This window comes from Oceanimonas doudoroffii (genome assembly GCF_002242685.1).
Taxonomy (GTDB): domain Bacteria; phylum Pseudomonadota; class Gammaproteobacteria; order Enterobacterales; family Aeromonadaceae; genus Oceanimonas; species Oceanimonas doudoroffii.
Window position 1 is genome coordinate 1158589 of record NZ_NBIM01000001.1, and the last position, 17525, is coordinate 1176113.

The window sequence follows — 17525 nt, forward strand, 5'->3', positions numbered from 1 at the left end:
CATGAGCAACGAATTTGACTACATCATCGTGGGCGCCGGCTCCGCCGGTTGCGTGCTGGCCAACCGGCTGACCGAAGACGGCACCACTCGAGTGCTGCTGCTGGAAACCGGCGGCAGCGACAAAAGCATCTTTATTCAGATGCCCACGGCGCTGTCCATTCCCATGAACACCGAGAAGTACGCCTGGCAGTTTCACACCGAGCCCGAGCCCTTTCTCGACAACCGCAGCATGCACTGCCCGCGGGGCAAGGTGCTGGGCGGCTCGTCCTCCATCAACGGCATGGTCTATGTGCGTGGCCATGCCCGCGACTTTGACGAGTGGCAGGAGCACGGCGCCGAAGGCTGGGACTATGCCCACTGCCTGCCCTACTTCAAAAAGGCCGAAACCTGGGCCTTTGGCGGCGACGACTACCGTGGCGATCAGGGCCCGCTGGGGGTAAACAACGGCAACAACATGCAAAACCCCCTGTACCAGGCCTTTGTGGATGCCGGGGTGGAAGCAGGTTACCTGCATACTCCCGACTACAACGGCCGCCAGCAGGAAGGCTTTGGCCCCATGCACATGACGGTAAAGAACGGCCGCCGCTGGTCCACCGCCAATGCCTATCTGCGCCCGGCCATGAGCCGGCCCAACCTCACCGTGATCACCCATGCCCTGGTGCACAAGGTGCTGCTGGAAGGCAAGCAGGCGGTAGGCGTGCGCTTTGAACGCAAGGGCCAGGTCCAGGACGTGCGGGTGAACAAGGAGGTGATCCTCAGCGCCGGCTCCATCGGCTCGCCACACCTGCTGCAACTGTCCGGCATCGGTGCCAAAGACACCCTGGAAGCGGCCGGGATCGAGGTGCGGCACGAGCTGCCCGGCGTGGGTGAAAACCTGCAGGATCACCTGGAGTTCTATTTTCAGTTCCGCTGCAAGGAGCCCATCTCCCTCAATGGCAAGCTCGACCCGTGGAACAAGTTCAAAATTGGCACTCGCTGGATCCTGAACAAGGACGGCCTGGGTGCCACCAACCACTTTGAGTCCTGCGGCTTTATTCGCTCCAAGGCCGGGGTGGAATGGCCGGATCTGCAGTATCACTTCCTGCCCGCCGCCATGCGCTATGACGGCCGTGAAGCCTTTTCCGGCCACGGCTTTCAGGTGCATATCGGCCACAACAAGCCGAAAAGCCGGGGCTATGTGAAGGTGGCCAGCGCCGATCCCAAGGCCGCTCCCACCATTCGCTTCAACTACCTGGAGCACGAAGACGACCGGGAAGGCTTTCGCGCCTGTGTGCGCCTAACCCGGGAGATCATCAACCAGCCGGCGATGGATCCCTACCGCTCGGAAGAGATTCAGCCCGGCGAGCACATTCGCACCGATGAGGAAATTGACGCCTTTGTGCGCCAGGCGGTGGAAAGCGCCTATCACCCGTCCTGCACCTGCCCCATGGGCACCGACGACATGGCTGTGGTCGACCCGGAAGCCAAAGTGCGCGGCATTGCCGGCCTGCGGGTGGTGGACTCATCCATCTTCCCCACCATTCCCAACGGCAACCTGAACTCTCCCACCATCATGGTGGCGGAGCGGGCCGCGGATCTGATCAAGGGCAAGGCACCGCTGTCTCCCTCACAGGCGGACGTGGGCATGGACCAACAGTGGCAACAGCGCCAGCGCACCGGCCAACCGGCCCGCAAGCTGGGCTGAGCCCCGGCAACTTGCTCCTGAGTACATACCTAACGGGCCGGCTGGCCCGTTTTTTTATGCTATCGCATTGCATTCACATGAAACTTGAACGGCCGTTCAAAAGCGGTTACCGTCATCGACATCAAGTGACATTCGGCCGCCGGGTTTACACTCACAGCGATACCCGACCGACGGAATCCCCTTTACCGTGGCGAGGCCACGCTCAATTCAGGAGCAGGAAGCAATGACAACCACCATCGACTACTACTTCACCAGCATTTCCCCCTTTACCTATCTGGGTCATCGCACCTTTCTCGCTATCGCCGGGCAGGCACAGGTCAACTTCAAACCGGTGAGGCTGCCTCGCGTGTTTGCCAACTCCGGGGCCGTCCCGCTGGCCGAACGCCCTCAGTGTCGCCAGCGGTACCGCTTGCTTGAAATCGAACGCTGGGCAAAGAAACGCGGCCTGCCGGTCAACCTGCAACCGGCGCATTTTCCAACGGATCCGTCGCTGGCCGACCGTTGCGTCATTGCCCTGCAACAGGCCGGGCATCATCCCGGTGAGTTCCTGGCGCGCGTGCTGGCGGCCTGCTGGGCCGAAGAAAAAGACATTGCCGATGCCAGCGTCATTACCGCCATTCTTGTTGACTTAAAACTGGATGCCGACGCCCTGCTCAAAGCCGCCCGTTCACCTGCTACCGAACAGCAATACGACCGCAATACCGACGATGCGCTCGGTCAGGGCATTCTCGGCGCCCCTTCCTGGGTGCTGGATAACGTGCAATTCTGGGGTCAGGACCGGTTGGAGCTGCTCGCCGACACGCTGGACGCCGTAGAGGCGTAATAGGAATCGGCACGGCGGCCCTGCATGAGGGCCGTCGTGTTTTTCTGATGTGCAGGAAGAGGGTTGCCGGCCGAACACGACCCTAGCGATAGAAGGTGGAAGGCGCCGTGCCAAAATGGCGACGAAACATCGCGGAAAAGGCACTCTGACTTGAATATCCGCAATTAAGCGCAACCTCGATGCCTTTCTTTCCGGCGGCAATATCCTTGAGTGCCGACAGCAACCTGGCCTGCTCACGCCATTGTGAGAAGGTCATTCCGGTTTCCCTGGAAAAAAGCCGGTGAAGGGTACGCTCCCCCAGCCCGGCCGCTTTGGCCCAGTCTGCCGCACCTGCCTGGCTGGCCGGCTGTTCGATCAGTGCATCACAGATTTTTTTGAGCCTTGGATCGGCGGGAATGGGCAAATGCAGGGCCACCGTGCTGGACACCTTCAGCTCGTCGATAAGCAAACCGATAAGCCTCTCGTCTCTGGCGCTCGGCTCACTATCCAGAGGAATTTTGACCGCCTCCACCAGCAGCTCCCTCAACAGGGGGGAAACGTTGATCACACAGGCCTGCTCGGACAGGTCAGGGATCACCTCGCCCTCAATGTAGGCCGTGCGCATCTCCACATCACCGGACATGGTGACGTTGTGATGCAGCCCCGCCACCATCCAGAGTGCCCGGTTGGGAGGCACAACCCAGGCCCCCGCGTCAGACTGAACCAGCATCACGCCCTTGATGGCATAAAGGAGCTGTCCTCTGGGGTGGGAGTGCCATCCCGTAGACGCATGGGACGGCCAATGATTCTCCATGGCCACCAGCCGGCGCGGAATGTCATGAAAGTCTTTGTGATCGTTCAGAGCTCGACTCGTCATGGCAGAAACTCTACAAGAAGTGGCAGATTGACGTGATAACGCCAACGTTACTCCGCTTATACTCGGTGTCAATCAGCAATTGATTCCGGAACCCCCAATGACGACCGATGCCACCGCACTCAACAACAGCGCCTCCTCTGCCGTTGCACCTCGTACCGATAAAACCCGGGGCACCTTCTACGCTCGCATTGTGGGGGCAGCCGCGCTGGCTCATTTGCTGAACGATCTGATCCAGGCAATGCTGCCGGCCATTTTTCCAATGCTGAAAACGCAGTTTTCACTCAGCTTCGGTGAAATAGGCATGATTGCCCTGGTTTACCAGGCAACGGCTTCCCTCCTCCAGCCCTGGGTGGGGCTTTATACCGACAAGCGCCCCGTGCCCTATCTGCTGCCTTTCGGCATGCTGATGACCTTGCTGGGCATTGTGCTGCTGGCGTGCGCCGCGAGCTACCCCATGTTGCTTGTCGCGTCCGCCGTGATCGGGATTGGCTCGGCCACCTTTCACCCGGAAGCCTCGCGAGTGGCGCGAATGGCATCTGGCGGTCGCTTCGGTACCGCCCAGTCGACCTTTCAGGTCGGCGGCAACACCGGCTCGGCGATAGGCCCCTTGCTCACCGCGGCCATCGTGATCCCATACGGGCAGCCGGCCGTGGCCTGGTTCACAATCGCGGCCTTGCTGGCCGTCTGCATTCTGTTTCGGCTGACCCGCTGGACCCTCACGCACGGACACGCTCAGTTGAAAAAGTGGGATCACCGCCAACAGCAAGGGCTGAGCCGCTCCGCCATGGTTCAGGCTATTGCCGTCATTTGCGTCTTGATGTTCGCCAAGTTTGTTTATATCGCGTCGTTCACCAACTACTTTACCTTCTATTTGATGGAGCGGTTCACACTCGGCGTGCAGCAAAGCCAGCTGTTCCTGTTTCTGTTCCTGGCATCCGTGGCCATCGGCACCTTTGCCGGCGGACCGGTTGGTGATCGCATTGGCAGAAAAGCCGTGATTTGGACATCGTTCCTCGGGGTGGTTCCGTTTGCCCTGGCCCTGCCTTATGCAAACCTGTTCTGGACCGCCATTTTCGCCAGCACCATCGGCCTGGTGATGTCTTCGGCTTTCGCGGCCCTGGTGGTCTATGCCCAGGAGGCGGTGCCGGGCCGTGTAGGCTTGGTGTCGGGACTGATGTTTGGCCTGATGTTTGGTATTGGCGGCCTGGGCGCGGCAGGGCTGGGACAACTGGCCGATGAACACGGCATCATTTGGGTTTACTCCCTGACGTCGTTCCTGCCGCTGCTGGGATTGATGACGGCGTTGCTTCCCAACACCCACAAGAAAATATAACGGCGCCACTCACGCAACCGAGCGTTTCTGAAGGGCACAAGATATAAACCCTCAATGCTGGGCAAAGTCGTCCCACCCGGGTGGATCGCCAAAGTAGCCATCCATAAAGTCGACAAAACTGCGTATCTTGCCCGGCAGCAGGGTGCGGTGGGCATACACCGCATAAAGCGCCATGGGCGCAGGAGCATGCTCGGGCAGGATCACACGCAGCCGGCCGTCGGCAATGGCGGGGCCGGCGATAAAGGTGGGCTGAATAACGATGCCGGCGCCGCGAATGGCGGCTTCCACCAGGACGTCGCCGTTGTTACAGCTGAGCGCCCCGTCTCCGGGCAGGCCCACATCGTGTTCCATGTAGCTGTAGTGCAGGCAGCGATGCTGCTTGAGCTCCTCGGGCCGGCCGGGTGTGCCGTGACGCTCCAGGTATTCGGGGGCGGCGCAGATCACCAGCCGTATGGGCGCAATGCGCCGGGCGATCAGTGACGAGCTCTTGAGATGGCCGATGCGCAGGGCCACGTCAAAGCCCTCTTCCACAATATCCACCTTGCGGTCATTGAGCTGCAAATCCACGCTGACATGGCCATGGGCCTGCTGAAAATCGCACAACAGCAGCGCCAGGTGCCGAGTGGCAAACGACACCGGCGCACTCACCCGCAACCGGCCCTGGGCCTGGCGGTGTGCATCACCCAGGCCCAGCTCCAGCTCGTCGATGTCGTGCAGCAACAGCCGAGCCCGCTCGGCGTAGCGTACCCCTTCCTCGGTGGCATGCACCTTGCGGGTGGTACGGTTCAGCAGCCTGGTGCCCAGCCGCTGTTCCAGCCGGGCCACGTATTTACTGACCAGTTGGGGAGACAGCGCCAGCCGGTCCGCGGCCTGAGTAAAACTGCCTTCCGCCACCACGGTGACAAAGGCGCGCATAATATCGATGCGATCCACGAGGCCTCCCGAAAACCTTATAAACAACGTAACGTTTATAATTAAACAACAATAATGGCATTTAACCAATGCAGTGATGAAAGTAAAGTAACTCCATCATCACTTGAAGGAGACGTCATCATGACCCGTTTTACTCAATCCCTGCTTGAATCCCGTGCCGGCCTGGCGGCCCTGACCCTGCGTGTGCCCACCGGCATCATTCTCGCCGCCCACGGCGCCCAAAAACTGTTTGGCTGGTTTGGCGGCTACGGCCTGGAAGGCACCGGCCAATGGATGGCCAGTATTGGCCTGGGGCCCGGCTACCTGATGGCCCTGCTCGCCGGCAGCGCCGAGTTCTTTGGCGGCCTGGCCCTGCTGCTGGGTCTGCTGACCCGACCGGCGGCCCTGGTCAGTGCCGTTACCATGCTGGTGGCCCTGTTCAGCGTGCATATCGACAACGGCCTGTTTATGGCCAACAACGGTTATGAATATGCCCTTACCCTGTTTGCGGTAAGTGCGGCCCTGGCCATACAGGGTGGCGGCCGCCTGGCCCTGGATAACTGGCTGCTGACACGGCTGGATATCGCCAAGCCGGCCACGGCCTGAATTCCTCCGGCCCCTGCAGGCCGCCTCACCGCGGCCTGCTTTTTTCAGGAATACCCCATGAACTCATCCCTTGATATTGTGTTTATTTCCCATGGCGGCGGCCCACTGCCGCTGCTGGGTGACCCGGGCCATGCCGACATGGTGGACGGACTTGGCAAACTGGCCGGGCGGCTGCGCCGGCCCGACGCCATTTTGCTGGTAAGCGCCCATTGGGAAGAAGACGAACCCACCGTTACCGCCGGCGCCACCCCCGGACTGATTTACGACTATTACGGCTTTCCCCCCGAATCCTATGCCATCGAGTACCCCTGCCCCGGCGAGCCGGCACTGGCGGCGCGGGTTCAGCAGGCGCTGATACAGGCCGGCCTACCCTGCCGACAGGACGCCCGGCGGGGATTTGATCACGGCATGTTCGTGCCCCTGAAGATCATGTATCCCGGCGCCGATATTCCCTGTGTGCAACTGTCGCTGGCCAGCCACCTCGACGCCTGCTTTCACCTGGCCATGGGCGAGGCCCTGCGCGCCCTGGAAGGTCAGCGCCTGCTGGTGATTGGCTCTGGCTTTTCGTTTCACAATATGCGCGAGTTTTTTACCGAGCGCCCCGAGGCGAACGAGAAAAACCACGCCTTTGAACAATGGCTGACCCAAACCTGCAGCGATGCCGGCCTGAGCGAGGCCGAGCGCCGGCAGCGCCTGCGGCACTGGGAGCAAGCTCCCCACGCCCGCTTCTGTCACCCGCGGGAAGAGCACCTGCTGCCCCTGCACCTGTGTGTCGGCCTGGCCGGGCGGGCCTGTGATCACCATCAGTCCCTCACCATTCTGGGCAAGGAGTCGGGCTTTTTCTGCTGGCAGGGTAACGCCGCCCAATAAACGGTTTTGCCGGCGGGCGCACAGCGCGGTTTGCCATCAGGTGCCACCATGGTGGGCATCAACACACCAAGGGAGAACACCATGGCAGGAGGATGGTCGCGGGACGGCGCCGTGCAGGATCAGATTGACGCCAGCGTCGAAGACGCGGTGCAGGATGCCAGAAGCCGGCTCGGCGGTGGCGACAGCCTGAGCCACTGCGAGGAATGCGATGCCCCCATTCCCGAGGCGCGCCGCCAGGCGGTGCCGGGGGTACGGCTGTGCATTGAATGCCAGGGCAAGGAAGAAAGGCGCCGCCAAAGCAGCGGTATTAACCGCCGCGCCAGTAAAGACAGTCAACTGCGCTAGCCGGCAGCGCGGTTTTATCAGGGCTTGAGCAGGCCGGCTTTTTGCAGGCAGCCGGCAATGGCATCCAGCGCCTGGGGATTGGCCAGAGCGTCCTTGTTGTCGCTTCGGCCCTCGCCGTTGAGCAGCCGGGCCACCGCCAGCTCCACCTTTTTGCCACTGCGGGTGTAGGGGATCTCCGGCACCTGTAAAATATGGCGGGGCATGTGCCGGGGGCTGGCACCGGTGCGAATGCGCTGACGCAACAGGCTGCACTGATCCTGGCTCAGCTCCCCATTTGCCACCACCAACAACACCACTTCCACGTCGCCGTCGATGCGGCGACCCACCACCAGGCTGTCCCGAATATTGGGATCCAGCTCCACCTGGCGATAAATCTCGGCGGTGCCGATACGCACGCCCCCCGGGTTGAGGGTGGCGTCGGAGCGGCCGTAGATGATGGCGCCGCCCTGCTCGGTAAAGGCCACATAATCGCCGTGGGCCCAGACGCCGGGAAATGTATCGAAATAGGCGGCCCGGTAACGCTGGCCGTCGTCATCCTGCCAGAAGCCCACGGGCATGGACGGCAGCGGCTGCCGGCACACCAGCTCGCCCCGACCGGCGGTTTCCCGCCCTTGTTCGTCCACGGCCACCGCATCCACCCCCAGAAACCGGCACTGGATCTCGCCCCGACGCACCGGCAGCAGCGGGCAACAGCCCACGAAACAGCCGCAAATGTCGGTACCACCGGCAACGGAGCCCAACAGCACCTGCTCCGGCAGGGTGCCATAGACCCAGTCGTAGTCTTCCGGCAGCAATGGCGAGCCGGTGGAAAACAACAGTCGAAGTGAGTCCAGCGCAAAACGCTGACCCGGTTGCAGGCCGGCCTTGCGGCACTCCGCCAGAAAGCGCGCACTGGTGCCGAAATGGGTCACCTTTTCCTGCTCCGCCAGCGCCCACAACCGGTTTAGGTCCGGGTGGGACACGGCGCCGTCCACGGTGATCAGGGTCACCCCGGCCTGCAGCGCCGACGCCTGCCAGTTCCACATCATCCAGCCGCAGGTGGTGTAATACATCAGCCGGTCTCCGGGCCCCATGTCGCCGTGCAGCACCAGCTCCTTGGCATGATTGACCAGAATGCCGGCGGCACCGTGCACAATACACTTGGGCCGGCCCGTGGTACCGGATGAAAACAGTATGTACACCGGATGATCGGCGGGCAGCGGCGTAAAGGACGGCTCGTGGCCCCGCCCCTCGGCCAGGGCCCGGGACCAGCAGGTCACGGCCGGCCCGGTCTGCTCCCCCAGCCCCGGCAGCACTGGAATGTCGAGCACCGCACGCAGCCCCGGCAACCCCTGCACCACACGGGCAAACTCCTCACGCCGGTCGTAGTCCCGGCCGCCATAGCGGTAGCCATTGGCCAGCACCAGCACGCTGGGGCTTATCTGGCCAAAACGGTCAATAATGGCATCGGCGCCGAAGTCCGGCGACGCCGAGCTCCACACTGCGCCCATGCTGGTGGCCGCCAGCATGGCCACCAGCGCCTCGTAGCCATGGGTCACCACGCCGGCCACTCGATCGCCGCACTGCACTCCCCGGGCTCGCAGCCAGGCTTCCAGCGCACCCACGTCCCGAAACAAACGGGCAAAACTGTAACGAACGGCCTTGCCGGCCTCGCCATGGCATACCACGGCGTCGTGATCGGCCAGCGGGCCGCGGCCATGGCGTAACAGGTTGCCGGCGAAGTTCATGCGCATACCGGGAAACCACTCAGCCCCCGGCATGTCGCGCCGCCCCAGCACCCGCTCCGCCGGAGTGTCACAATGCAGCTCGCAAAAATCCCAGACCGACTGCCAGAAGGCCTCGGGCTCGGTCACAGACCAGGCATGCAGGCCGGCGTAGTCGGCAAAACTGCCGAGGCCCCGGCTTTCCAGCCAGCCGATGTAACGCGTCATTTGGCTGTGCTCACGCTGGAACGACGTGGGCGTCCAGAGTACCTGGTGTTGCTGCATGGAAACCTCCTATTGAATGTGCCAGCCGTGGCTGACCACCACCGACTGGCCGGTCAATGCCGCCGACGGAAACGCCGCCAGGTGCACCGCCACTTCGGACACGTCGTCCAGGGTGGTAAACTCGCCGTCCACGGTGTGTTTAAGCATGACATTGCGCACCACTTCTTCCTCGCTCATGCCCAGCTCCCGCGCCTGCTCGGGAATTTGTTTTTCCACCAGGGGGGTGCGCACAAAGCCGGGGCAAATGATGTTACTGCGCACGCCCCTGTCCGCCCCTTCCCGGGCCACGGTGCGGCACAGCCCCAGCATGCCGTGTTTGGCCGCCACATAGGGCGCCTTGAGCGGCGACGCCTCCAGTGAGTGCACCGAGCCCATGTAAAGCATGACGCCGCCACCGTTTTCATACATTTGCGCCAGGGCGGCACGGGTCAGCAAAAAGGCGCCGTCGAGGTGCACATTCATGACCCGGCGCCAGTCAGCGTAGTCCAGCTTGTGGACCGGCGCTATATGCTGAATACCGGCATTGGCAAGGGCGATGTCGAGCCGTCCCCAGTGCCGTACCAGCCGTTCGACCCCGGCGTTCACCGCCTGCTCATCGGTCACATCCATTTGCAGGGCAATGGCTTCGCCACCCTCGGCCACAATGCCCAGTGCGGTTTGCTCGGCCCCGGCCAGGCTCAAATCGGCCACCGCCACGCAGGCGCCCTCACGGGCATAATGCCGGGCAATGGCCCGGCCGATGCCCTGGCCGGCGCCGGTGATCAGCGCCACCTTGTGTTCAAGACGCATATCAGTCTCTCCTCGTAAAATGCAGTTTACTGGCCGCCGTACACATGGGCGGGCAACCAGGTCGCCAGGGGTTCAAACGCAAACACCAGGCCCAGGCCCAGCAACTGCAGGCAGATAAAGGGCGCTACCCCCCGGTAAATGTCTTTGGTGGTGATCTCCGGCGGGCACACGCCCTTGATGTAAAACAGGGCAAAGCCCACCGGCGGAGTCAGAAAGGAGGTTTGCAGGCAGAGGGCAAACAGCACCGCGAACCAAACCGGCTCCACGCCGAGGGAAAACACCACGGGTGCCACCAGCGGCAGAATGATCAGGGTGATTTCCACCCAGTCGAGGAAGAACCCCAGTAAAAAGGTGATAAACAAAATGGTGAGCATGATGCCGGTGGTGCCAAAGGGCAGCCCGGTAATGGCCTGGCGAATGACGTCGTCTCCGCCCAGGCCGCGCAACACGGCGGCAAACACGGTGGCCCCGATAAAGATGCCAAAGATAAAGGCGGTGGTTCGGCTGGTCTGGTAGAGCGAGTCGCGCAGCACCTGCCAGTCAAGCCGGCGGCTGCACAGCGCCATCAGCAGCGCCCCTACCGCGCCCACCGCCGAGGCCTCGGTGGTGGTGGCAATGCCGTGAAAGATGGAGCCCAGTACGGCGCCGATCAGCACCAGCGGTGGCACCACCGCCAGGGCCACTTCGCCCCAGGCCCGGGCGTCCATGGCCTGCTTGCGCTCGGGGGCCGGCGCCGCGTCCTTTTTCCACCAGGCCAGCAGCACGATATAGAGCACATACATGGCCCCCAGCATCAACCCGGGCACCAGGGCGCCCATAAACAGCTTGCCCACCGAGGCCGAGGGCGTGCCCAGGCGGTCGGCCATCAGCACCAGCATGATGCTGGGGGGCACCAGAATGCCCAGGGTGCCCACCGAGCAGGCGGTGCCCACCGCCAGGCTGCGGTTGTAGTTGGCCTGCAGCATGGGGCCGATGGACAGCATGCCCAGCAGTACCACGGACGCCCCCACAATGCCGGTGGACGCCGCCAGCAACATGCCCACGATCACCACGGTCAGCGCATAGCCGCCCCGCAGCGGCCCCAGGGCCCGCACCAGGCTGTGCATCAGCCGTTCGGCAATGCCGGAGCGCTCCAGCATGATCCCCATAAAAATAAACAGCGGCAGCGCCACCATCAGCTCGTTGGCGACAATGCCGAACAGACGTGCGTCCAGCACGCCTATGGTGCCGTTCCAGGTAAACCAGAGATTGGCGTCGAACTGCTCCACCATCACATGCCCGGCCAGGGCAAACAGCAGTCCGGTGCCGGCCAGCACCCAGGCCACGGGAAAGCCCAGCAGCAACAACCCCATAAAGGTGGCGAACATGGCCACCACCATCAGTGTTTCCAGCTCCATGGTTATTTCTCCGTGTTGGCCAGCCAGGCACCGGATTTGGCCCGAGGGTGAACGCCCAGGCGGCGGGGAAAATCAAACAGCAGGGTGGCGCAGCGCAGGGCCCGGGAAAACAGCGCCAGGGCCACCAGCATCAGCCCAAGGGGCAGCACGCTCTTGAAAATAAAACGATAGGGCAGGCCGCTGGGAGCCTGGGAACGCTCATCATAGATCCAGGCCTTCCAGGCGTAGGGAATAAGGGCATCCACCATCAGCGCCATGATCGGCAGCGCCAGCAACACGATGCCCGCCAGCTCGATACGGGCCTGGGTGCGCAGGGAAAACCGCTCTCGCAGCACATCCACCCGCACATGATCGTCTTCCACCACCGCATAGCCCAGCGAGAGCATGGTGGCGATGCCAAACAGGTGCCAGGACAACTCTTCGAGGGCGATGGAGCCCGCCGACAGCACAAAACGGCTGAACACATTGGTAAGCACCACCACCAGCACCGCCAGCCACAGCCAGGCGCTGAGCCGGCCGATGCCCAGCACCAGGGCGTCCAGCCGGACCGACAGCCGATTATGGGGCAACACTTGGGTTGCGTCGTTTGGTTTTGACATGGTGACCTCGTCAGTTCAATCAGTGAAAGGCGGGCACCACCGTGCCCGCCCCGGCGTGATTAGTTGTACTGATAGAAGTCGCGGGGCAGGTAGCCCTTGCCGTGCCAGATGGCGTGGTGTTTCATGAACTCGCGCTGGCTGGTCAGCACTCGATTAAACATCTCGTCTTCGGCGGCGATGTCGTCCATCACCCGGTTGGTGACTTTTTCCAGCTCACGCAGCACCGGCTCGGGCAGCACCTGGGCGGTGACCCCTTCCTTTTCATACTCCCTGAGCGCGGTGGGCTGGGCCCATTCGCTCTGGGCAAAGCCCTTGAGGGTGGCGGACTCGCAGCCCATTTCCACCAGGGCGCGGGTTTCGGGCTCAAGCTTGTTCCACACGTCCTTGTTCACCAGCAGATGAGACGTGGTCAGGGTCTGGTGCCAACCGGGCATGATGTAGTTTTTCACGATCTGATCCAGCCCCAGCATCTTGTCGATGGCAGGCTGGGAAAACTCGGTGGCGTCTATGGTGTTGCGCTCCAGCGACTGGAAGATCTCGGCGCCGGGCACCATGGTCACCGAGGAGCCCAGCTCTTCAAGCACCTTGCCGCCGATGCCGGCAAAGCGAATGCGCAGGCCCTGAAAGTCATCCAGGCTGGAAATTTGCTGCTTGAACCAGCCCGCCCCTTCCGGACCGATAATGCTGCACAGCATGGGGTGAATATTGCGCTCGGCGTAGATCTCTTCCAGCAGTGCCTTGCCGTCGCCCTCGTAATACCAGGCCAGGTAGGCGGGCGGCTCCATGTTGAAGGGGGCGCCGGAATAGAGCGGCAGGGCCGGAATGGTGCCCTGATCGTAGCCCACCCAGGTGTAACCGGCCGGGTACTTGCCCGAGCCGACCGCGTCCATGATTTCAAAAGGCGGCACCAGCTCGCCGGGCTCGTAATAACGCAGTTGCACATCGCCACCGGAAATGGCCGCCAGCGACTCGGACAGGTGCTTGACTGGGGTGGTCAGACCCACCAGGTGGGACGGAAAGGCCAGCGGTACTTGCCAGCGCACCTTTTCCGCCATGGCGGGGGTAGCGGCCAGTCCGGCGCAGAACAGGGCGGCCATACTCAATGCAGACACGTTGCGGTTAATCGACATGGGTTCATCCTTTTGAATGGTTCACTCCGTTGGCCCCGGTACCCACCACCCCCGAAGGCCAATGACTCATGCCAATCTATACAGAAAATGTGCCAACAAAGTTAAATTAATGTTAATCAATAAGTTACATAACACCCCTTCATGTAGTGTCCTGAATGCAGGACACACCTGAGCCGCGAGCACCGTCCGAATAGCCGGACAGGCGTCCGGTTTTCAGGAATGGCGGGCAAGCTTTTGGTAGAACACCGAGCGGGACACGCCCAGCAGGCGGGCGGCCTGGGTGCGGTTGCCCTCGGCCTGCTGCAGGGCGGCATGCAGGGCCTCGGCCTCGGCGCGGGCCAGCACCTCGGCCAGGGGGCGCACGCCGAAAGCCGCCGACGGCAATACCGGCGCGGGTACGGTGCCCATGGCCGGCCCGGCGCCGTCGGGCAACACCCGTGCAATCTGCTCTGCATCCAGCAGTTCGGCCTCTTCACTCATGGTCCAGGCCCGCTCCAGCACGTTGCGCAGTTCACGAATATTGCCCGGCCAGTGATACTGGCCCAAAGCGGCGATGCCCGCGTCGGTGATCTCCACCCGGCTTTGGCCGGCGCCCATGTCCTCCAGCAGCACTTCGCACAATATGCCCAGATCCCCCAGCCGCTGGCGCAGCGGCGGAATGGCGATCTCCAGCACATTGAGCCGGTAATAGAGATCGGAGCGAAAGCTGCCGTCGGCCACCATGGCGCCCAGATCCCGGCTGGTGGCCGCCACGACCCGCACGTTCACCGGCACCACTCGATTGGAGCCCAGGGGTTCGACCTCCTGCTCCTGCAACGCCCGCAACAGCTTGGCCTGCAGCGCCAGGGGCATGTCGCCCACTTCATCCAGAAACAGGGTACCGCCGTTGGCGAGCTGGAACTTGCCGTCACGGCTGCGTTTGTCGGCACCGGTATAGGCGCCGGGGGCCACGCCGAAAAACTCGGCTTCCAGCAGGCTTTCGGGAATGGCCGCCAGGTTCACCCCCACAAAGGGCCCCTCGGCCCGGGAAGACAGGGCGTGAATGGACTGGGCCAGCACCTCCTTGCCGGTGCCGGTTTCTCCCAGCAGCAGCACCGGCATGTCGCGCCCCGCCGCCAGCCGGGCCCGGCGCTTGACCTCCAGCGCCGCCGGCGTGGCGCCGGCAAAGTCGCCGAGCTGGTAGCGGGTGCGACGCCCGTGGCGGGCCAGGGCACGCTTTGCCGCCTGCAAATCCTGGTGCAGGCGGCGGTATTTGCTGACCAGGGGCGTAAGCGGCTGCAGATCATCGTAGAGCACAAAGGCCACGGCACCGCTCACCTCCCCCAGCTCGTCAAACAGCGGCAGCCGGGTCACCACCAGTTGCTGGGTGTGGTATTCCATGATGTCGACCAGCAGCGGCCGGCCGCTTTCCAGTACTTCCGGCATGCGGCTGTGAGGAATGACGGTGCGCACCGGCCGGCCGATCACCGAGTGAGTGTCGGCCAGCCCCAGCAGCCGGGCGTAGCGGGCATTGATCCAGCTGATACGGCCCTGGCGGTCCACCGCAATGGCGCCGGCGCTGGCCTGCTCAAACATGGGAAACAACACTTCGATCAGTTCGCGGGTCAGGCCATTGCCTGAACGCGCATCAAACGGCATGGGCATGCAAGTCACTCCGTGACACAGACAAGCCCTGATGGTAGCCAAAACCGAGGGCAAGTTCGACTCCATGCCGGCACCGCCCGACCAGCCCGTTCAAGCCGGCGGTCCACCGGCCATTACAAGCGACCCGCTTTCTTATACAATGTTCGGCAACTTTTTCAGGCCGGTTCATGGCCACTCAATTTCCCGATATTCCCGGAGCAGCGACTTGGCGCAATATAACGACACTTTCCGCGATTTTGGACTGGATACCCGTCTTGTTCGAGCATTGGATCACCAGGGCCTGGAAACCCCCACCGAGATTCAGCAACGGGCCATTCCCGTGGTGCTGGCCGGTCACGACCTGTTGGCTTCATCCAAGACCGGCTCCGGCAAGACCCTCGCCTATTTGCTGCCGGCACTGCAACGACTGATGAAATCCCGGGCCCTGAGCAAGCGTGACCCGCGCGCGCTGATCCTGGCTCCCACCCGTGAGTTGGCCCGCCAGGTGTATGTGCAACTGCGCGCCCTGGCCGGCAGCAGCTTCAACATTGCCCTGCTGCTGGGGGGCGAGAACTTCAATGATCAGCTCAAATCACTGCGCCGCCAGCCGGACGTGATCGTGGCCACCCCGGGAAGGCTGGCCAACCACCTGGATGCCCGCTCGCTGATGCTGAACGGCCTGGAGCTGCTGATCCTGGACGAAGCCGACCGCATGCTGGATCTGGGCTTTGCCCCCCAGCTCACCCGCATTCACCAGGCCGCCGATCATCGCCGCCGCCAGACCCTGATGTTTTCCGCCACCCTGGATCACGCCGAGGCCAACACCATGGCCGCCGACCTGCTCAAGAGCCCGAAACGGGTGGCGGTGGGCGAGGCCCATGCCGAGCACCAGGACATTGAACAGCGCTTTTTGCTGGGGGATCACCTGGATCACAAGCAGGCGCTGCTCGATCACCTGCTGACCAAGGAGTCCTATCAGCAGGCCATTATCTTTACCGCCACCCGCGCCGACACCGAGCGCCTGGCCGAGCGCCTGCAACAACAGGGGCTGGCCACGGCGGCGCTGCACGGCGACATGAGCCAGGCCGAGCGCAACCGCATTATGGATGCCTTTGCCCGGGGCCTGCACAAGCTGCTGATCACCACGGACGTGGCCTCGCGCGGGCTGGATCTGCTGCAGGTGTCGCTGGTGATCAACTTCGACATGCCCAAGCAGCCGGAAGAATACGTGCACCGCATCGGCCGCACCGGCCGCGCCGGCGCCAGCGGTACCGCCGTCTCCCTGGTGGGGCCCCGGGACTGGGATGCCTTCAAGCGGGTGGAAAAATTTCTGCAACGCGCCGTCGCCTTTACCGACATCGAGGGCCTGCAGGGCAAGTTCAAGGGCATTCGCCCCCCGGCCCGCAAGCACGGTTTCAAGGGCAAACCGGCCGGCGATACCAGCGCACCGCGCGGCAAGGGAGCGGCCGCCGCCGGCAAAAAACCGGGGCGCAAACCGGCACCCAAGCGCCCGGCGGGCTTTACCGGACAGGGGCAGCCGCCGGCCGGTGGCGTCGACGACGGCATGGCGCCGATCCGACGCAAAAAGCCAAAACCTGAACAGGAATAATGCAAACGGCGCCATCACCGGCGCCGGTCATTCCAAATTTATTGGCTAAATGCTAATAATACGGGCATTAAACTTTCAAATGGCGATGCTTCAGGATGAAGAACCTGCCCACGGATTTGCTGCGTACCTTTGTCACCATCAACCAGCTCGGGGGCTTTACCCAGGCCGGCGAGCGGCTCGGCCGCTCCCAGCCCGCCGTCAGCCTGCAGATGAAACGGCTGGAAGAGCTGCTTGACGCCAAACTGTTCAACCGCGGTCAGGGCCTGCAACTGACCGAGGAAGGCCAGCTGTTATTGAGCTGCGCCCAGAAGATGCTGGATCTCAACGACGGCCTGATCTCCCGCTTGGGCACCCCCAGGGTCAGTGGCTCGGTGCGCCTTGGCATTCCCAATGACTTTGAAGTGTCGTTTCTGGCCACCACCCTGGGGCGTTTCTCCCAGGCCTATCCCGGCGTCACCCTGGACGTGAGCAGCGACATCAGCGCCAACCTGCTGAGTGACTACAAGAAGGGCGCCTATGATCTGGTAATGGCCATTGAGGAAAGCCGTGCCCACCATCCGCAGCTGACCGACTACATTACTGAGCCCCTGGTGTGGGTGCGCAACAGCAACATGATCTTGTCGCCGGACGCACCCCTGCCGCTCATTCTCTATCCCAAAGGCTGCCTGTATCGCAAGTCGATCATCAATGCCCTCACCCGCGCCAACCTGCCCTGGCGCGTGGTGTACAGCACCTCCAGCCTGCTGGGCATACACTCCGCCATCAAGGCGGGCCTCGGCATCAGCGCCCTGTCAAAGAGCACGGTGCCCGAAGGACTGGAGGCGTCCCCCCTCTATGCCTATTGCCCGGATCTGGGCAGCGTGTCCATCGGCTTTTGTTACGACGCCAACGAACTGACCTCCGCCGGCCGCATGCTGCTCGACTACCTCAGGCAGGGGCTGAACGCGCTCTAAGCCAAGCC

Annotated in this window: 16 protein-coding genes; 8 read left to right on the forward strand and 8 right to left on the reverse strand. The window is 62.8% G+C overall.

Annotated elements, in window-relative coordinates; genetic code table 11:
* The first annotated feature begins 1 nt into the window (after position 1).
* Both betA and B6S08_RS05335 read left to right on the forward strand, forming a co-directional pair.
* Entirely contained in the window at positions 2-1684 is a 1683-nt protein-coding gene (betA, locus tag B6S08_RS05330; RefSeq protein WP_094199703.1) for a choline dehydrogenase, read from the forward strand.
* Between the two features lie 223 nt (positions 1685-1907).
* A complete protein-coding gene (locus tag B6S08_RS05335) occupies positions 1908-2507 on the forward strand; it encodes a 2-hydroxychromene-2-carboxylate isomerase (RefSeq protein ID WP_094199704.1) in 600 nt (199 codons plus the stop codon).
* An 82-nt stretch (positions 2508-2589) separates the two neighbouring features.
* Here the strand turns inward: B6S08_RS05335 and B6S08_RS05340 are convergent, their stop codons facing one another.
* Positions 2590-3363 (reverse strand): AraC family transcriptional regulator, encoded by a 774-nt coding sequence (locus B6S08_RS05340; protein WP_094199705.1) that lies wholly within the window; start codon positions 3361-3363, stop codon positions 2590-2592.
* A 79-nt stretch (positions 3364-3442) separates the two neighbouring features.
* On the opposite strand from B6S08_RS05340, the gene B6S08_RS05345 reads away from it, so the two are divergent.
* The gene (locus B6S08_RS05345; protein ID WP_245849819.1) at positions 3443-4696 is read left to right on the forward strand and encodes an MFS transporter; all 1254 of its coding nucleotides are present in this window, start codon (positions 3443-3445) and stop codon (positions 4694-4696) included.
* A gap of 51 nt (positions 4697-4747) precedes the next feature.
* Here B6S08_RS05345 and B6S08_RS05350 read toward each other — a convergent pair whose 3' ends face one another.
* On the reverse strand, positions 4748-5629 hold the full coding sequence (locus tag B6S08_RS05350) for a LysR family transcriptional regulator (RefSeq protein ID WP_094199707.1): 882 nt from the start codon (positions 5627-5629) through the stop codon (positions 4748-4750).
* 120 nt (positions 5630-5749) lie between these two features.
* Between B6S08_RS05350 and B6S08_RS05355 the strand changes: the two genes are divergently transcribed.
* The 3 genes from B6S08_RS05355 (at position 5750) to B6S08_RS05365 (ending at position 7429) form a co-directional block, all read left to right on the forward strand.
* Positions 5750-6214, forward strand: a complete 465-nt coding sequence (locus B6S08_RS05355) for a DoxX family protein (protein WP_094199708.1) — start codon at positions 5750-5752, stop codon at positions 6212-6214.
* Positions 6215-6271: 57 nt separating this feature from the next.
* Positions 6272-7084, forward strand: a complete 813-nt coding sequence (locus B6S08_RS05360) for a DODA-type extradiol aromatic ring-opening family dioxygenase (protein ID WP_094199709.1) — start codon at positions 6272-6274, stop codon at positions 7082-7084.
* Between the two features lie 81 nt (positions 7085-7165).
* The gene (locus tag B6S08_RS05365) at positions 7166-7429 is read left to right on the forward strand and encodes a DksA/TraR family C4-type zinc finger protein (RefSeq protein ID WP_094199710.1); all 264 of its coding nucleotides are present in this window, start codon (positions 7166-7168) and stop codon (positions 7427-7429) included.
* Between the two features lie 17 nt (positions 7430-7446).
* Here B6S08_RS05365 and B6S08_RS05370 read toward each other — a convergent pair whose 3' ends face one another.
* The 6 genes from B6S08_RS05370 to B6S08_RS05395 all read right to left on the reverse strand — a co-directional run bounded on the left by B6S08_RS05370 (position 7447) and on the right by B6S08_RS05395 (position 14976).
* Positions 7447-9417 (reverse strand): acetoacetate--CoA ligase, encoded by a 1971-nt coding sequence (locus B6S08_RS05370; RefSeq protein WP_094199711.1) that lies wholly within the window; start codon positions 9415-9417, stop codon positions 7447-7449.
* Between the two features lie 9 nt (positions 9418-9426).
* On the reverse strand, positions 9427-10206 hold the full coding sequence (locus tag B6S08_RS05375; RefSeq protein ID WP_094199712.1) for a 3-hydroxybutyrate dehydrogenase: 780 nt from the start codon (positions 10204-10206) through the stop codon (positions 9427-9429).
* Positions 10207-10232: 26 nt separating this feature from the next.
* Positions 10233-11603 (reverse strand): TRAP transporter large permease, encoded by a 1371-nt coding sequence (locus B6S08_RS05380; RefSeq protein WP_094199713.1) that lies wholly within the window; start codon positions 11601-11603, stop codon positions 10233-10235.
* Positions 11604-11605: 2 nt separating this feature from the next.
* Positions 11606-12202 carry a TRAP transporter small permease subunit gene (locus B6S08_RS05385; protein ID WP_094199714.1) on the reverse strand — a complete coding sequence of 199 codons (597 nt, stop codon included), beginning with the start codon at positions 12200-12202 and terminating at the stop codon, positions 11606-11608.
* Positions 12203-12261: 59 nt separating this feature from the next.
* Entirely contained in the window at positions 12262-13332 is a 1071-nt protein-coding gene (locus tag B6S08_RS05390; RefSeq protein ID WP_094199715.1) for a TRAP transporter substrate-binding protein, read from the reverse strand.
* 213 nt (positions 13333-13545) lie between these two features.
* Complete coding sequence (locus B6S08_RS05395; RefSeq protein ID WP_094199716.1) at positions 13546-14976, reverse strand: sigma-54 interaction domain-containing protein; 1431 nt, start codon at positions 14974-14976, stop codon at positions 13546-13548.
* 205 nt (positions 14977-15181) lie between these two features.
* Here B6S08_RS05395 and B6S08_RS05400 point away from each other — a divergent pair, with 205 nt between their 5' ends.
* Both B6S08_RS05400 and B6S08_RS05405 read left to right on the forward strand, forming a co-directional pair.
* Positions 15182-16564, forward strand: a complete 1383-nt coding sequence (locus B6S08_RS05400) for a DEAD/DEAH box helicase (RefSeq protein WP_094200557.1) — start codon at positions 15182-15184, stop codon at positions 16562-16564.
* A gap of 95 nt (positions 16565-16659) precedes the next feature.
* Complete coding sequence (locus tag B6S08_RS05405; protein WP_094199717.1) at positions 16660-17517, forward strand: LysR substrate-binding domain-containing protein; 858 nt, start codon at positions 16660-16662, stop codon at positions 17515-17517.
* Positions 17518-17525 lie beyond the last annotated feature (8 nt).

Bases quoted from the DNA above. Each gene is read 5' to 3' on its own strand.
- B6S08_RS05370 (WP_094199711.1), bottom strand. From the start codon at position 9,417: ATGCAGCAACACCAGGTACTCTGGACGCCCACGTCGTTCCAGCGTGAG.
- B6S08_RS05380 (WP_094199713.1), bottom strand. From the start codon at position 11,603: ATGGAGCTGGAAACACTGATGGTGGTGGCCATGTTCGCCACCTTTATG.
- B6S08_RS05360 (WP_094199709.1), top strand. From the start codon at position 6,272: ATGAACTCATCCCTTGATATTGTGTTTATTTCCCATGGCGGCGGCCCA.
- B6S08_RS05340 (WP_094199705.1), bottom strand. From the start codon at position 3,363: ATGACGAGTCGAGCTCTGAACGATCACAAAGACTTTCATGACATTCCG.
- B6S08_RS05405 (WP_094199717.1), top strand. From the start codon at position 16,660: ATGAAGAACCTGCCCACGGATTTGCTGCGTACCTTTGTCACCATCAAC.
- B6S08_RS05385 (WP_094199714.1), bottom strand. From the start codon at position 12,202: ATGTCAAAACCAAACGACGCAACCCAAGTGTTGCCCCATAATCGGCTG.
- B6S08_RS05335 (WP_094199704.1), top strand. From the start codon at position 1,908: ATGACAACCACCATCGACTACTACTTCACCAGCATTTCCCCCTTTACC.
- B6S08_RS05390 (WP_094199715.1), bottom strand. From the start codon at position 13,332: ATGTCGATTAACCGCAACGTGTCTGCATTGAGTATGGCCGCCCTGTTC.
- B6S08_RS05365 (WP_094199710.1), top strand. From the start codon at position 7,166: ATGGCAGGAGGATGGTCGCGGGACGGCGCCGTGCAGGATCAGATTGAC.
- B6S08_RS05355 (WP_094199708.1), top strand. From the start codon at position 5,750: ATGACCCGTTTTACTCAATCCCTGCTTGAATCCCGTGCCGGCCTGGCG.
- betA (WP_094199703.1), top strand. From the start codon at position 2: ATGAGCAACGAATTTGACTACATCATCGTGGGCGCCGGCTCCGCCGGT.
- B6S08_RS05395 (WP_094199716.1), bottom strand. From the start codon at position 14,976: ATGCCCATGCCGTTTGATGCGCGTTCAGGCAATGGCCTGACCCGCGAA.
- B6S08_RS05375 (WP_094199712.1), bottom strand. From the start codon at position 10,206: ATGCGTCTTGAACACAAGGTGGCGCTGATCACCGGCGCCGGCCAGGGC.